This is a genomic window from Flavobacterium pedocola (genome assembly GCF_053764385.1).
The window spans coordinates 287,980-304,953 of sequence record NZ_JBSNCR010000001.1; the positions used below are offsets into that span (position 1 = coordinate 287,980).

A 16,974-nucleotide genomic window follows, 5' to 3' on the forward strand; every position below is an offset into this window, starting at 1 on the left:
TCCAATCAGATTGTTATTTTTGTATAAAAGAGATTCGTTAATGGCAAAGGCAACTAAAAAAGATACTGCAGATTCAAGGGAAAATAAAGTTCCCGGAGAAAAGAAACCGCTTTTTTCAAGACGTCATAAAGTTCTTTTCGGAGCTTTACTGGTTTTGTTTTCCGTAGCGTTGTTGCTTTCCTTTGTTTCTTATTACATATATGGTGACTACGATCAGAGTTCGTTAACGTCATTTACAGACAGAAGCGAGAAAACCTATAACTGGCTTGGGAAACTCGGCGCCTTGTTGTCTGATTTCTTTTTGTACAAAGGTTTCGGAGCTGCTTCTTTTCTTTTTGTACGCCTTTTCTTTTTAGCAGGAGCTTATATGCTTGTAGACATATCGCTGGCTAAACTTAAAAATACTTTCTTCTGGGATTTGTTTGCCATGACCCTGATTTCAGTGCTTTTAGGGTTCTTCTGGGATTATATTCCGCAGTTGGGCGGTGTTATCGGCTATGAAATGAATCTTTTTGTGCAGGACTATATCGGGAAAGTGGGGACCTTTTTAGTGTTGCTTTTCGGATTGATCGTTTACCTGATCCTGAAGATTAAAGTTTCCACAGAAGGCATTAAAAACTTTTTTGAAAACCGAAGCAAAGCTTTTACCGAAGAGTTAAATACAGGCGATGAAATCGTTGAAAATACAGTGATGCAGCCTATTCCTGCTGTGGATGAAATTGAAGTGGAAGAGGAAGAAATCATCAATTCCAACCCGTCTCTGGATTTTAATGATGCCGAAGACGATGAGATTCTGTCCAACATCGAACTGAAAACCACGAATCCGTCTACTTTTGAAGTAAACAAAGAAGCTTTAAAGCCGACTATCAGCAATCCGTCTGAAATCACACTTAAAACAGTTCCGGTTCCTCCGGTGGTTACGCCTCCGGTTACCATTCCAACGGAAAACATGATTTCCCCGGTTAACGAAGCACCAAAATCTGAAATTATCCATACCGATGATGACAGTTTCACCATTGAAAAGATAGAAGAAGAAGCTACTGTTGAAGAAAACCTGGCGGCAAGACTGGTTCAGGATTTCGGTGAATTCGACCCAACTCTGGAACTTTCAAATTATCAGTTTCCGTCGATTGAATTGCTTAAAGAATATTCTTCAGGCGGCATTACTATCAATCAGGCGGAATTAGAGGAAAATAAAAACCGAATCGTCGATACCTTAAAGAATTACAACATCGGTATTTCTCAGATTAAAGCGACAGTAGGACCAACGGTAACTTTATATGAAATCGTGCCGGAAGCCGGTATCCGTATTTCAAAAATTAAAAACCTTGAAGACGATATCGCACTTTCGTTAGCGGCATTGGGAATCCGTATCATTGCGCCGATTCCGGGGAAAGGAACCATTGGTATCGAGGTGCCGAACAATAATCCGACTATGGTTTCGATGAAGAGCGTTATTGCTTCTCCGAAATTCCAGACGGCTGAAATGGAGCTTCCGATTGCTTTAGGAAAAACCATTTCCAACGAAACTTTTGTGGTGGATTTGGCTAAAATGCCGCACTTACTGATGGCAGGGGCAACCGGACAAGGTAAATCGGTAGGTTTGAATGCGGTGTTAACCTCGTTATTGTATAAAAAGCATCCTGCTGAGGTTAAATTCGTATTGGTGGATCCGAAGAAAGTGGAATTGACACTTTTCAATAAAATAGAAAGACATTATTTAGCAAAACTTCCGGATAATGGTGATGCAATCATTACGGATAATACCAAAGTAATCAATACGCTGAATTCACTTTGTATTGAAATGGACGATCGTTATTCTTTGCTGAAAGACGCGATGGTGCGTAACATTAAGGAATATAACGAGAAGTTCAAACAGCGTAAATTAAATCCGGAAAACGGCCACCGATTTTTACCGTACATCGTTTTGGTAGTGGACGAATTTGCCGATTTAATCATGACTGCCGGTAAAGAAGTGGAAACACCAATCGCACGTTTGGCCCAGTTAGCGCGTGCCATCGGAATCCATTTGATCATTGCTACACAGCGTCCGTCGGTTAACGTAATTACGGGTATGATTAAGGCGAATTTCCCTGCGAGAATTGCTTTCCGCGTAACGTCAAAAATCGATTCAAGAACCATTTTGGATACCGGAGGTGCCGATCAGCTGATTGGCCGCGGAGATTTGCTGTACACACAAGGAAACGATTTGGTCCGTGTGCAATGTGCCTTTGTGGATACGCCTGAAGTGGAAAAAATTACGGATTATATTGGTTCGCAAAAAGCCTATCCGAATGCCTATATGTTGCCGGAATACGTGGGTGAAGAAAGTGGCATAAGTCTTGATATAGATATCTCAGAAAGAGATTCCATGTTCAGGGAAGCTGCCGAAATCATCGTTACGGCACAACAAGGATCGGCTTCATTACTGCAACGTAAGTTGAAATTGGGTTACAACCGCGCCGGAAGATTGATTGATCAGTTGGAAGCGGCGGGAATAGTAGGCCCGTTTGAAGGCAGTAAGGCGAGAAGCGTGAATATTCCTGACTTGGTAGCTCTGGAACATTTTTTCGCTAACGAACAAAACAACATGTAAAATGAAATCGATTATCACGGGATATATAAAAATAATACTGGTTTTTTCGGCACTTTTATTCGGATTTACGTCCAATGCCCAAAACGCGCAGAAAGCTAAAGAATTGTTGGATCAGGTAACCGCTAAAGTGAAAAGTTACGATAATATCCAGATCAATTTCAGTTATTCGATGCAAAACCTGCGTCAGAATACCAATCAGGAAAGTAAAGGGAATGTTACCATGAAAGGCAATCAGTATGTTTTGAACCTGATGGGCGTGACCAAAATCTTTGACGGTAAGAAAAATTACACCATCGTTCCGGAAGATGAGGAAATCACCGTTTCCAAACACGATGATAACGATGCGGATGCTATTACACCGGCAAAAATGCTTACTTTTTTCAATTCCGGGTTTAAATATTCCTGGGACATCCTTCAAAACGTAAAAGGAAGACAGATCCAATATGTGAAACTTACGCCTTTAAGTGTCAAAGATAACAGAAAAGAAATTCTGTTAGGCATTGATGCTCAGACGAAAAATATCTATAATTTGATAGAAGTGGGCAAGAATGGCTCGAAAACAACCATCACTGTTAATTCTTTTAAAACGAATCAGCCTATTTCAAAAAATCATTTTACCTTTACCCAAAGTAAATATCCCAATTATTACATCAATAATTTAGACTAGATTTCGGGTGAAAATTTTAGACCGTTATATTTTAAAATCCTTTTTGATTACGTTTACCTCGGTATTCGTAATCCTTTTTTTTATATTCATATTGCAAACGGTATGGCTTTTTATCTCCGAGCTGGCCGGTAAGAACCTGGACTTTATAACCATCCTGAAGTTTCTTACGTTTTCAATGCCAAGGCTGGTTCCTCTGGTATTACCGCTTTCGGTTTTGCTGGCGTCCATCATGACTTTCGGAAGTTTTGCCGAAAACTATGAATTCGCAGCGATGAAATCTGCCGGTATTTCTTTGCAAAGAGCTATGAAAGTGCTTACGATTTTTATTGTTTCTTTGAGTTTTATTGCTTTTTTCTTTGCTAATAATGTGATTCCCAGAGCAGAATACAAGTTTATCAATTTGAGGAAAGATATTTTGCAGACAAAGCCCGCCATGGCCATTGCTGAAGGGCAGTTCAATACCATCGGGAATTCCAATATCAAAGTAGATAAAAAATCAGGGGATAACGGTGAGTTTCTGGACGGTGTAACCATGCACGTTAAATCGAATCAGGGTTACGGTAATAAAACCGTCATAAAAGCAAAAAAAGGAGTCCTGAAAAGCGATAACAGTTCAAGTATCCTGAAACTGGATCTTTTGGATGGATATTATTACGAAGACATCATGCCAAAAGCTTATAATGAGCGTGAAAGATTGCCTTTTACAAAAGCTTTTTTTAAAAAATATACCATAAATATCGATCTTTCAAACCTGAATCAGGGAGAAGAAGAAGGTGAAATTGCCAATACTAATACGATGCTTAATATCAATGAGCTGAATTTTACCATTGATTCGCTTCGTCAGAATTACAAAAAAGACGTAATGTCGTTCTCCGATAATATTTCACAGGGAATTGAATTTACGCTGAAGCCTAAAAAAGAATCTGATTTTGACCGGAATTCAGAGGTAAAAGCAGATAAAGGCGAAGTTTTGGACAATTTTTCACTGGATGATAAAGGTAAAATTCTGGAAATGGCCAGAAACAATATTTCCAGTACGGATTTTTCCATTCAGACCAACAAAGACGATTTATTCAACAAGCAAAAAAATATCAACAAGCATTTAATCGCATTCCATGATAAATTTATGATTGCTTTTTCCTGCCTGCTTATGTTTTTCATCGGAGCGCCACTTGGAGCCATTATCCGAAAAGGTGGCTTAGGTTTGCCGATTGTATTTGCAGTACTGATTTTCATATCCTTCCACTTCATTAATACTTTCGGTAAAAAAGTGGCTCAGGAAAACGGTATACCGCCCTATTTGGGAACCTGGCTTTCCTCTATGATACTGACACCGTTAGCCGTGATGCTGACGTATAGGGCTACAAATGATATCGGAGTGATGATTAACTTTGATTGGATAACCGATCCTTTTCAAAAATTATACAAAAGGTTTTTTAACGGAAACGAAGAAGACAACAACGACAACGAATAATACCAACTAAAATGCTAACTACAGAAAAAATCCAGTTAAACACAATTGAGGAGGCGATTGAAGACATTCGCCAGGGGAAAGTGATTATTGTGGTGGATGACGAAGACAGAGAGAATGAAGGTGACTTTTTAGCTGCGGCTGAGAAAATCACTCCGGAAATGATTAATTTCATGGCTACACACGGACGCGGGCTTATATGTACACCGCTTACCGAAAGCCGTTGCAAGGAACTTGATTTAAAAGCAATGGTTGCCAACAATACTGATCATATGGAAACAGCTTTTACGGTTTCCGTCGATTTGAGAGGACATGGCGTAACCACGGGGATTTCTGCATCGGACAGAGCAAAAACAGTTCAGGCCTTAATAGATCCGGATACGAAACCTCATGATTTGGCGCGTCCGGGGCATATTTTCCCTTTGATTGCCAAGCAAGGTGGTGTTTTAAGAAGAACAGGGCATACTGAAGCAGCAATAGATTTTGCTAGACTGGCAGGGTTTAAACCGGCTGGTGTAATTGTGGAAATCATGAATGAAGACGGTTCCATGGCGCGATTACCGCAGTTGGTGGAAGTGGCTAAGAAATTTGATCTGAAATTGGTTTCCATTGAAGATTTGGTAGCCTACAGAATGCAGCACGACAGTCTGATCGTTAAAAAAGAAGATTTTGATATTGAAACCCGTTTCGGAACCTTCCGTTTAAGAGCCTACGAACAAACTACGAACAAACAAGTTCATATTGCTTTAACCAAAGGAACCTGGAATTTGGGTGATGCTGTTTTAACCAGAATCAATTCTTCACAGGTAAACAATGATTTGTTGGGTACGTTAACCAATAATGTTGACAAACAGCTTGACGACATGTTTAAGGTAATCAATGAGCAGGGGAAAGGTGCCGTGATTTTTGTTAATCAGGATATGCAGTCGGTAAGTTTGCTGAACAGGGTTTCGGAATTACGCGCATTGCAGGCGCAAGGTGTCATGAAAGCCCCTAAAATTGTTATCGACAGTAAAGATTTCGGTATTGGAGCCCAGATTTTACACGATTTGGATATTTCCAAAATAAAACTGGTAAGTAATACCGATCAGGGAAAACGTGTTGGAATGATTGGTTACGGGTTGGAAATAGTAGAATACGTAAATTATTAGAAAAAATATTTCTTTCTAATTCAAACGAAATGAAACAGTTAAAAACAGATTGAATTTTATTTCTGTTTTTTGTAAAAAAAAGGTTTGCAGATATGAAAAAGCTTTCTATATTTGCACTCGCATTACGGAAGTAAGGCGATTTATTGGAGAAATGGCAGAGTGGTCGATTGCGGCAGTCTTGAAAACTGTTGACTGTAACAGGTCCGGGGGTTCGAATCCCTCTTTCTCCGCTGAAAAAAATCCTAAATGGTGTCAAAACCCCGTAAATCTTATGATTTACGGGGTTTTTTGCTTTTGCTCATATACCAAATTATTCATCGAATCTTATCGCTAAAGGGACTAAATCGAGACCCTAGAAAAATCTAGAAATCTAGGGTCTCGCTAAAATCCCTTAACCCTTGCAAACAGGGGGTTTACGATTGTAAAGTTATAGCTTGTTCACTCAGTAAACATCTTGTTTGGCTTGGATTAGGAATTTAAATTGATAAATAATTAATCAGTCAGTAAAATGAAAGCGAAAGTAAACCTGCATTTCTATGCAAAATCCACAAAGGTTAATGCCAAAGGGCAATTTCCAATTTATGTCCGTTTAACAGTAAATGGAATAAGAACAGAATTTAGTACCAAAAAATTTATTGACCCTACCCGATGGTTATCGGAAGCGTGTAAAATGAAGGGTACTACAGAAGAAGCCCGTTCAATAAATAGTTACCTTGATTTAATAAAATCCAAAGTGCTGGATATTCAAATGGAACTTATACATAAAAATCAACAGCTGAGTATTGAGAATTTTAAAGAATTACTTTTTGGTTCGGAAGAAAAACAACGAATGCTTGTCCCAATCTTTCAAGATCATAACAACAAAATAAAAGAACTGGTTGGTAAAGAATACGCTCCTGGAACGTTAGAGCGTTATACTACCTCTTTAAAGCATACAATTGAATTTTTGCAATGGAAATACAATGTATCTGATATAGAAATTACGAAAATTAATCATGCCTTCATATCTGATTACGAATTCTATTTGAGAAGCGTTAGAAATTGCTCTAATAATACCGCTGTAAAATACATTAAGAACTTTAGTAAAATAATTAAAATCTGTTTGGCCAATGATTGGTTAGTGAAAAACCCATTTGCAAACTATAAGGCAAAAGTTAAAGAAGTTGAACGTGTTTATTTGACTGAAGAAGAAGTTCAGAATATTATCGAAAAGGATTTAAAAAACGATAGACTTTCGCTTGTTCGTGATATATTTCTTTTTAGCTGTTTTACAGGTCTAGCATACATCGATGTCAAAAACTTGACAAAATCCCATATAAGCATTGGAATTGATGGTGATAAATGGATTTTCACACATCGTCAAAAAACGGAGAGCGCTTCAAAAATTCCAATTCTACCAGTTACCCAAATAATAATTGACAAATATGAAAATCATCCTCAATGTGTTGGTGAAGACAAACTACTTCCAATTCTGTCAAATCAAAAAATGAATGCTTATTTAAAAGAAATTGCGGGAATTTGTAAAATAGATAAAGAATTGACCTTTCATATTGCCAGACATACTTTTGCAACAACTGTAACTTTAACAAATGGTGTTCCAATTGAAAGCGTAAGCAAAATGTTAGGACATAAAAATTTGAGAACCACACAGCATTATGCAAAAGTTTTAGATAGAAAAGTGAGTGAAGACATGCAGGTTTTAAGAGATAAATTACTCTATTCAAACTCTTTAAATTCAACTTTTTTAGATAGAAAAGCAAAATAATTAAAAAAAATGAACGTTGTTCAAAAAAAATACATACATTTGCAAAAGAAAATAACAGTTATGAGTGTAGCAGATAGAAAAGCAAGAGAAAAAGAAGCATTGAGAACGCTTATTCTAAAAGGAGCAAAAAAACTTTTTTTGGAAAAAGGGATTGAACAAACAACCATAAGAAATATAGCTGATGAAATTGATTATAGTGTAGGAACTGTTTATGTTTATTTCAAGGATAAAAATGCAATTTTACATGATTTACATTCCATTGGTTTTCAAGAATTGGGAGGGCATTTTCAGGAATTGTTTTCAATCGAAGATCCAATGGAAAGATTGAGAAAAATGGGCTTTATATATATTAAATTTGCCTTAGAAAATCAAGAAATGTACGATTTGATGTTTAATGTTAAAGCACCTATGGAATTTTTGGAAAACTCTAATAATGACGATTGGGACGAAGGAGCAGTAACATTCGGTCACGTTAAGAAAACAATTAAGGACTGCATCGATAAAGGGCATTTTGTAGGACACAATGTAGAACCCCTTTCTTTCATGGTTTGGAGTTTAGTTCACGGTATGTGCTGTCTCCAAATTCGTCAGAGAATCACAGGCGTAAAATTCACTAATCCTGACACTATTCTGTTTGACGGATACAATGAGTATTTAAAAATAATAGATAAAATGTAATTTTTTTTGTTCAATATTTTGAACAATGTTCAATAAGTAAACAATGTATATATGAAAAAAAATGTAATAACACTGCTAATGATTTGCCTTGGATATTTAGGATATTCACAAAGCAAACTTGACAATTATATCCAAATAGGATTAACCACTAACGAAGTTATCAAGCAACATAACTTTGACATTAACAAGAGTGTATATGCTTTAAAAGAAGCTCGTTCCCTATTTTATCCAACAGTTTCTTTGAATGCGAATTATACAAAAGCTGAAGGAGGAAGAACTATAGATATTCCAATTGGGGATTTATTAAACCCAGTTTACAATACATTAAATCAAATAACAAATTCAAATTCTTTTCCAACTTTACAAAATCAGTCAGTTCTAATTAACCCTGATAATTTTTATGATGCCAAAATTCACACAACAATGCCATTGCTGAATTTTGAAATCATTTATAACAAAAGAATTAAGACGCAACAAAATTCCTTGCAAAAGATTGAACTCGAAATTTACAAAAGAGAGCTAGTAAAGGAAATAAAAATTGCATACTACAAATACCTGCAATCAATTGAAGGTGTCAAAATTTATGAGGATGCTTTAAAATTGGTGAAGGAAAATCAAAGAGTTAACCAATCGCTGTTTAAAAACGACAAAATAAACCGTACAGCAGTTTTACGAGGTGATAATGAAGTAATTCGTATAGAAGCAAACCTCGAAACTGCTAAGCAACTAAGTAATAATGCAAAATCATATTTCAATTTCTTACTCAATCAAAAACTCGATACTGAAATAGAAGTTGACTCTCAAAATGAGTTGCTACCTAATGTAATGGTCAATGAGAATACTCAAAACAGAGAAGAACTTTCGCAACTAGGTATAGCTAAAGAGCTAAATGGTAATGTGAGTAAGTTAACACAATCTTATTGGTTTCCTAAATTAAGTGGTTTTGCAGATTTAGGTTTTCAGGATTTTGATTTTGAAGTTAATAAACAATCAAGATACTACTTTGCCGGTCTTGGTCTGGAATGGAACATTTTTTCAGGGAACAAAAACAAATATAGACTTAGACAAGTTGAAGAAGATAATAAAAAAATAAGTTCCCAAATAGATAATGTGAAACAACAATTATTGCTTCAATTTCAGGTTTCACAAAACAACCTGAAATCTGCACTGGAACAGTTCAATGCTGATAAAAACCAAAAAGCTTCAGCTAAAAAATATAATGAGGACATAACCAAGTTATATAAAGAAGGTCAAGCCATTTACATCGAACTTTTAGACGCACAAAATCAGTGGGTAAATGCTCAATTAAATACTAATATATCTCTTTATAATTCGTGGATAGCCTATGCGGAATTAGAGAGAGCAAACGCAACTTTTAATTTTAATTAACGAAAAAATGAAAAAAATGAAAAAATCAATAGCAATATGCCTTTTAGTCTTCCCTATTTTTTATGCTTGTAAAGAAGAAAAAAAAGAGCATAACACATTAGAGACTACAGATGTTATTTCAATTAAAACAGCGACAGTTGAATCTTTAGCACTAACAAGCGATATTAGTGCCTCTGGTTTAGTGACAACTGAAAACGAAGCCAATTACGCTTTCAAAATAGGTGGAGTTGTTAGCCATATTTTTGTAGAAGAAGGTCAGTTTTTCAAAAAAGGGCAACTCTTAGCAACTTTAGATGAAACAGAAATCGGTGCAGGATTAAATCAAACCGATTTAAATGTAAAAAAATACGAGCGTGATTATACACGTGCCTTAAATCTGTATAAAGACAGTGTTTATACTTTAGAACAATTACAAAATACGAAAACAGGTCTTGACATTGCTAAAAAACAGAAAGATGCTGTGGCTTTCAATGCTCGTTACGCAAAAATATTTGCAACTGCTGATGGTTTTGTAGCAAGAAAAATAGCCAATGTAGGAGAAATTGTTGGTGCTGGTTCTCCTGTTCTAGCGATAAATGAAACGAGCCAAAACAATAATTATTTGCTAAAAATTGGAGTAACAGACCAAGAATGGGCATCTGTAAAAACAGGTCAGAAAGCTATCGTAAAACTTGATGGCTATCCAGAAAAGAATTTTGAAGCAACTGTATTTAGAAAATCTCAATCTGCTGATGCTGCCTTAGGCTCTTTTCAGATAGAATTGAAACTCAAAATGGGAAATATCAAACCAGCCGTAGGTATGTTTGGGAAAGCAGATATACAAACTGAGAAAGCACAAGATTTTATCGTAATTCCTTACAATTCACTTATAGAAGCTGACGGAAACAAAGCCTTTGTATTTATCGTTGAAAACAACAAGGTAAAAAGACAACCTGTTACGATAAATAAATTTGAAAATAACAGAGTATTCATAAAAGATGGTCTTCAAAAAACGGATCAAATAGTTATTTCTAACAGCGCTTATTTAAACGAACAATCTACTATCAAAATAATTAAATAACAACGTCATGAAGATAACAAATTTTTCAGTTAAGAATTATCAGTTCACACTGATTCTAGCGCTGTTAGTCGCTGTAGTAGGTGTTCTTACATTATTCACGATGCCACGTGCAGAAGATCCATCAACGCATCCACCACAATATTTGATTACGGTTATTTATCCCGGCACAAGTCCGAAGGATATGGAGGAACAAGTTGTAAAACCTATTGAGAATAAGATTTACGGCTTAGAAAACATCGAAAAAATACTAACAACTGTAGAAGATGGTGTAGCCGCTTTTCAGGTAAAGTTCAAATACGGAGTTGATGTTGATAATAAATATCAGGAAATCTCTACCGAAATGAACGCTCTTAAAAGCAGTGAATTACCAAAAGATATTTATCAAATCAAAACGGAAAAAATTTCGTCTTCAGATGTAAAAATTCTTCAGGTAGCTTTGGTTTCCGAAAACGCATCTGACAAGAAATTACGTGATGAAGCGGATAGACTAAAAGCAAAAATTGAAAAAATAACCAATCTTAAAGATGTAAAATACAGCGGTATTCCAGAGCAGGAAATCCGAGTGGATTTGAATTTAGAAAAATTGGCACAATTAAGAATTCCATTAAATGTAGTAATGGGTAGTTTACAAAGTGAAGCTGCTGATATTCCCGGCGGAAGTATTGATTTGGATTCTAAAGTATTCAATGTAAAAACCAGCGGTAAATTCAAAAATGCCGATGATGTAGCCAATACGGTTGTTTATAATGCTAATGGAAAAATCATCTATCTAAAAGATGTAGCTGATGTAAATTATAAATCAGAAGTAGTAAATCATATTACAAGAATTAATGGACACCGTTGCGTTTTAGTTACTGCGGGAATGAAAGACAATGTAAACATTAGTAATGTTCAGAAAGAATATTTACCGATAGTAGATGCGTTTTCTAAAGACTTACCTGCTAACATCAAACTAATAAAAAACTTTGACCAAGCCGATATGGTGTCAAGTCGTTTAGGCCATTTAGGTTTTGATTTTGCTTTGGCCATTCTTTTGGTTGTAATTACTTTGGTTCCTTTGGGCGGAAGAGCCTCACTTATTGTAATGATTTCTATTCCTTTATCATTGGCTTTGGGTTTAATTGCAATGAATGCTTTAGGCTATTCTTTAAACCAACTAAGTATTGTGGGATTGGTCGTTGCCTTAGGATTACTAGTAGATGACAGTATTGTCGTAGTAGAAAATATTGAACGCTGGCTTCGTGAAGGACATTCTAAAATGGATGCCGTTTTAAAAGGTACAAAGCAAATTGGTATTGCTGTTGTCGGTACTACAGCCACTTTGGTTATAGCTTTTTTACCATTAGCTTTTCTACCAGATATGGCAGGTGAATTTATCAGAAGTTTACCTATGGCGGTAATCACCAGTGTATTGGCTTCTATGCTTGTGGCTTTAACATTGGTTCCGTTTTTGGGAAGCCGATTTTTAAAAACACACGAACACGGTGAAGGGAATATTTTCCTTCAGTATTTGCAAAAATTTCTTACCAGAGCATATAGAGATATTATGCCAAAAGCATTGAAATTTCCAAGAACTACGATAGCCATTTCAATATTTTTAAGTGTAATCGCTTTTGGTCTGTTTTCGGTAGCCGGATTTAAGTTATTCCCAACTTCGGAAAAACCAATGTTTCTTATTAATATAAAAATGCCGCTTCAAGCCAGTATTTCGGAAAGTGACAGGGTAACAAAAATTGTAGAAGACGAGTTAAAAAAACATAAAGAAATTGTGTATTTCACCTCAAACATTGGACACGGAAATCCTCAAATTTACTACAACGTACACCCTCAGGACAGAAAATCTGATTTTGCTCAAATTTTCGTGCAATTGGAAGAAGAAGCAAAACCTTCAGAAAAAACTAAACTGATACTTGAATTGCGCGAAAAATTTACAACAATGCCTTATGCTAAAGTTGAAGTAAAAGACTTTGAACAAGGACCACCATTGGAAGCCAACATCGTAGTACGATTATTTGGCGAAGACCAGAAAGTGTTACGCAAGCTGTCTTCTCAAGTAGAAACTATTTTACGAAATGAGAAAGGAACCGTTTACATCAACAACGAGTTAAACACCTATAAAACGGATGTTAAAGTAAAAATAAATAAAGAAAAAGCAAGAACATTAGGAGTACTAACGAGTGAAATTGACAAAGTAATTCGTCTGGCTGTTGCGGGTTTAACAGTAGGAGATTATATAGATGACCGTGGTGATGCTAGAAACGTGACCATTACGTTACCAAGGGATAAATTTTCAAATCTTGATGCACTAAAAAATTTATATGTAAACAATGTTCAGGGAACACCAATTGCTCTAAATCAAATTGCAACAATATCTTTTGAAACAGCGCCTACAGCCATAAATCACTTTAATAAATCACGCTTTTCGAAAGTCAGTGCGATGACAAAAGAGGGGTATTTAGCCAATGATTTGTTGGTATCCATTATACCAAAACTGGATAAACTTGAAATGCCAAAAGGATATTATTACAAACTATCTGGAGAAAAAGAATCGGAAGGTGATTCATTAGGAGGTAATTTTCTTGCTGTAATTATATTGAGTACGTTTTTATTCATCGCTGTTTTATTACTACAATTCAAAACATTTAAAGGAATCATCATTGTAATGTCCATCATTCCGTTAGGTGTTCTTGGAGGTGTAGTATTCTTAATTGCATCAGGAAATCCAATGTCATTGGTTTCTATTATCGGCTTCATTGGATTGTCGGGAATTCAAGTCAAAAACTCCCTTCTTTTGGTTGATTTTACTAATCAGTTAAGACAAGAAGGTAAATCTATTGACGAAGCTATTGCTATTGCTGGTGAAACTCGTTTTCTTCCAGTAGTTTTAACATCAGTGACAGCCATCTGTGGTTTGATTCCGCTGGCAGTAAATCCCAATCCTCAAATATCTCCCTTGGCGATTGTATTAATTGGTGGGTTGATAAGTTCAACAATTTTGGCAAGAATTGTAACACCAGTAATGTATAAATTGATTCCGCCCAGTTTAGAAAAAGAATAATCGTAAAAAAACTTTATAATGAAAAAAACAATTTTAATAACAGGGGCATCATCAGGCTTTGGCTTGATGTTGGCAAACAAATTACATGAACAAGGATATAATGTAATTGGTACAAGTCGAAACCCTGAAAAAATACAAACTCCTTTTAAAATGCTGACTTTGGATATTGAAAATGAAACTTCTATCAACCAATTCACCAAAAAGCTTTTTGAAACTTCCAGCACATTAGATGTTTTAGTAAACTGTGCAGGTTATATGCTTAATGGAATTGCGGAAGAAACACCAACAGAAATTGCAAAGAAACAATTTGATACAAATTTTTGGGGAACAATAAATGTAACAAACGCTTTATTGCCACATTTTAGAAAACAAAAAAGTGGACAAATTATTACCGTTAGCTCAATTATGGGATTGATTGGTTTACCTAATAATTCTGTTTACGCTGCATCAAAACACGCCTTGGAGGGATACTTTAAATCATTGCGTTTTGAGGTAAGTCAATTCAATGTAAAAGTAAGTATGGTTCAGCCTATGTGGGCGAAAACAAATATTGGTTCTAATATGATTTCGGCAAGTGGAAATATTGCAGAATATGAACAGTATAAGGAACAAGTAAATAAATACATCAAAAATAGTTTGGCAGAAGGAAATGATCCATCTATAATAGTGAATGCAATTATAAAAATCATTAATACAAAGAATCCAAAATTCCGCAACCTTGTTGGAAAAATGGCAGGGATGATTTTATTCCTTAATAATTATGCCTATTCTATGTTTGAAAATGCAATACATAAAAGTGTAAAAACCGCAAAATAAAAGAATTTAAAAAAGTTGAAAATATTTTTTTACTACTTTTTAGCAAGATAGCAACATCAATTTCACAAATATATAATTCATTAAAAAATACAATTAAATGAAACAGAAAATAGCTTTTGCTCTCTTAATGGGCATTTTCACAACTGGTATTATTTCTTTCGCACTTATTGCTCTAAACATTGGTTTCTCAGACATTTTTTTAAAAATATGGTTTAAATCATGGCTTCTAGCTTATTTGATGGTGATACCAGTTATTTTAATTATTGGTCCAATAATTCAAAAATTAGTAGATAGAATGTTTAGTAATGAATAAAAAAAGTCAATCAACTATTTTCTATACTAAATGAACAATTAACTTTTTGGAAATTTAGAAATAGATAATCGAATAACAAGAAGTGAAATCATAGTAGAAAAATCAAGTCAATTGGTCTAAGTAATAGCAAGTGGTTCAATATTTCAAAATCACGAAGATTTTGAAAAAACAGTATAAGAATTTTTAAATCAATAAATCAAAATAAGATGGAAAATAAAAGACTTCGGCTACTTCAAAGTTTCATTGGAAAACCATTTTCAGGAAGCCCGTCCCCATTCGCCAAATGGCTAAATGGTACGGTGATTTCTGTTGATGAAAATTCAGTTGAATTTCAATTTGAGGTAAGAAAAGAGATGACTAATCCGGCAGGAACGCTTCACGGTGGTGTTATTTGCGGAATGTTTGACGATTGTATCGGTGTAAATTTTATGATTTTAGGCACAGATAATTTCTTTCCAACCATTAACCTAAATGTTGAATTTTTTAGTGCAGTGAAAGAAGGAGATACTGTAATAGTGAAAACAAATGTTATTAAAAAAGGGAAATCTGTAATCAATGTAAAAGCAAATATGTTTAGTTCTAAAGGAATTATTGCTTCCGCTACATCAAATCTAGTGATAAGTGAAATGAAGATAAACATGTAGACACATTTTGTATACAACTTATTGATTACCATTAAACTTGAATGTCATGTATAGAATAATTAAAATTATAAAGGAAAATTGGATTGTAATATTGACAATTATTGTAGTTATTTTCACTGCATTTCAGTTTTATGTAACTATTAAATAAAGCTGTGAAATACTTGAGATTTTGCACTTAATCGCTTTAAAATCAATATCTCAATATTTAAAATTTGGTATTATCACTAAATTCATATCATTTATTAATATGTTTTCTTTTTCATATACAAATTGAATGATAAAGTAATCCTACAATTAACTAAGTTAAATGAACAGTTAAACTTTATTGAAGTAGAGATTGATAATCAAATAAAGTAGCTTATGTAGATGTCAAAAACATAAAAAGCCCCATATATGTAAAAGAATTGATGGGGAGAAATCAGATAAATACACGTCATTTTGTGTCAGACGTTCCTCCTTTTGGATTAAAATGTTGGCATCAGGTCATGCTAACTTTGTTTTGTCAATATGCAATTAAAGATGAAGCGTAAAGCAAAACTTAAATGAAGCATTATCAAACAACTTATAATATTCAAAAAATAAAATCATGGAATTAAAAGGAAAAACAATACTTATTACAGGCGGTACTGGAGGTATCGGTCTGGAAGCTGCAAAACAATTTTTAGCTAATGGTGCAAAAGTGATCATCACCGGAAGGAACCAGCAGAAATTGGACGAAGCCCAAAAATTATATCCTGCATTAACTGCTATAAAAAGTGATGTAGCCAACGCAGATGATGCACAGTTACTTTTTAATAAGATTAAGGAGCTTGGGGGAATTGATATACTTTACAATAATGCTGGTGTTATGAGCGGACCGCAGAACCTGGGAATATCCAATGATAAACATTTTGAATTTGCTAAGAATGAAATGGACATCAACTACCTTGGTGTGATCCGCCTGAACAACCTGTTCATTGATATGTTGAAATCAAGGAAAGAAGGCGCCATTATAAATACCTCTTCGCTCTTAAGTTATGTACCATTAAATCTTGGTCCAACCTACTCTGCCAGCAAAGCTGCCATGCGTTTTTATACAGTGTCATTGAGAGATCATTTAAAAATCCTTGGCAGTAAAGTTAAAGTGTTTGAGCTAGTACCACCTGTGGTGGCAACAAGTATGACAGAACATGTTGAGACAAAAGGAATTTCTCCGGAAAAATTGGTAAAAGCATTGATTTCCGGCATAAAAAACAACCGTTTTACTATACGTGTCGGCATCGCCAAATTGGTTTATCTGTCCAATCGTCTGTTTCCTAAAATAGCATACAGATTAGTGAATCCGGCGGGAAATGCCAACCAACTGCAATCGTAAACACATTTTTTC

Annotated in this window: 13 protein-coding genes and 1 tRNA gene; all 14 read left to right on the forward strand. The window is 35.0% G+C overall.

Going from position 1 to position 16,974, the window contains the following annotated elements:
• The first annotated feature begins 40 nt into the window (after window positions 1–40).
• The 14 genes from ACWPKD_RS01345 (at window position 41) to ACWPKD_RS01410 (ending at window position 16,962) form a co-directional block, all read left to right on the forward strand.
• Window positions 41–2,596 carry a DNA translocase FtsK gene (locus ACWPKD_RS01345; RefSeq protein WP_455410878.1) on the forward strand — a complete coding sequence of 852 codons (2,556 nt, stop codon included), beginning with the start codon at window positions 41–43 and terminating at the stop codon, window positions 2,594–2,596.
• 1 nt (window position 2,597) lies between these two features.
• On the forward strand, window positions 2,598–3,263 hold the full coding sequence (locus ACWPKD_RS01350) for a LolA family protein (protein ID WP_455410879.1): 666 nt from the start codon (window positions 2,598–2,600) through the stop codon (window positions 3,261–3,263).
• A 7-nt stretch (window positions 3,264–3,270) separates the two neighbouring features.
• The gene (locus ACWPKD_RS01355) at window positions 3,271–4,737 is read left to right on the forward strand and encodes an LptF/LptG family permease (RefSeq protein ID WP_455410880.1); all 1,467 of its coding nucleotides are present in this window, start codon (window positions 3,271–3,273) and stop codon (window positions 4,735–4,737) included.
• Between the two features lie 11 nt (window positions 4,738–4,748).
• Window positions 4,749–5,885, forward strand: a complete 1,137-nt coding sequence (gene ribB, locus ACWPKD_RS01360) for a 3,4-dihydroxy-2-butanone-4-phosphate synthase (protein WP_455410881.1) — start codon at window positions 4,749–4,751, stop codon at window positions 5,883–5,885.
• Between the two features lie 145 nt (window positions 5,886–6,030).
• A tRNA-Ser gene (locus ACWPKD_RS01365) sits at window positions 6,031–6,115 on the forward strand.
• A gap of 278 nt (window positions 6,116–6,393) precedes the next feature.
• The gene (locus tag ACWPKD_RS01370) at window positions 6,394–7,650 is read left to right on the forward strand and encodes a site-specific integrase (RefSeq protein ID WP_455410882.1); all 1,257 of its coding nucleotides are present in this window, start codon (window positions 6,394–6,396) and stop codon (window positions 7,648–7,650) included.
• Between the two features lie 9 nt (window positions 7,651–7,659).
• Window positions 7,660–8,328: a TetR/AcrR family transcriptional regulator gene (locus tag ACWPKD_RS01375; protein ID WP_455410883.1), complete on the forward strand. Its 669-nt coding sequence runs from the start codon at window positions 7,660–7,662 to the stop codon at window positions 8,326–8,328.
• A gap of 51 nt (window positions 8,329–8,379) precedes the next feature.
• Window positions 8,380–9,717 carry a TolC family protein gene (locus tag ACWPKD_RS01380; RefSeq protein WP_455410884.1) on the forward strand — a complete coding sequence of 446 codons (1,338 nt, stop codon included), beginning with the start codon at window positions 8,380–8,382 and terminating at the stop codon, window positions 9,715–9,717.
• A 16-nt stretch (window positions 9,718–9,733) separates the two neighbouring features.
• Window positions 9,734–10,777, forward strand: coding sequence for an efflux RND transporter periplasmic adaptor subunit (locus tag ACWPKD_RS01385; RefSeq protein WP_455410885.1), 1,044 nt, complete (start codon window positions 9,734–9,736; stop codon window positions 10,775–10,777).
• A 7-nt stretch (window positions 10,778–10,784) separates the two neighbouring features.
• Entirely contained in the window at window positions 10,785–13,835 is a 3,051-nt protein-coding gene (locus ACWPKD_RS01390) for an efflux RND transporter permease subunit (protein ID WP_455410886.1), read from the forward strand.
• An 18-nt stretch (window positions 13,836–13,853) separates the two neighbouring features.
• Window positions 13,854–14,651 carry an SDR family oxidoreductase gene (locus ACWPKD_RS01395; protein WP_455410887.1) on the forward strand — a complete coding sequence of 266 codons (798 nt, stop codon included), beginning with the start codon at window positions 13,854–13,856 and terminating at the stop codon, window positions 14,649–14,651.
• A 97-nt stretch (window positions 14,652–14,748) separates the two neighbouring features.
• The gene (locus tag ACWPKD_RS01400; RefSeq protein ID WP_455410888.1) at window positions 14,749–14,964 is read left to right on the forward strand and encodes a DUF2798 domain-containing protein; all 216 of its coding nucleotides are present in this window, start codon (window positions 14,749–14,751) and stop codon (window positions 14,962–14,964) included.
• Between the two features lie 206 nt (window positions 14,965–15,170).
• Window positions 15,171–15,608: a PaaI family thioesterase gene (locus ACWPKD_RS01405; RefSeq protein ID WP_455410889.1), complete on the forward strand. Its 438-nt coding sequence runs from the start codon at window positions 15,171–15,173 to the stop codon at window positions 15,606–15,608.
• Between the two features lie 586 nt (window positions 15,609–16,194).
• Window positions 16,195–16,962: an SDR family oxidoreductase gene (locus tag ACWPKD_RS01410; protein ID WP_455410890.1), complete on the forward strand. Its 768-nt coding sequence runs from the start codon at window positions 16,195–16,197 to the stop codon at window positions 16,960–16,962.
• Window positions 16,963–16,974 lie beyond the last annotated feature (12 nt).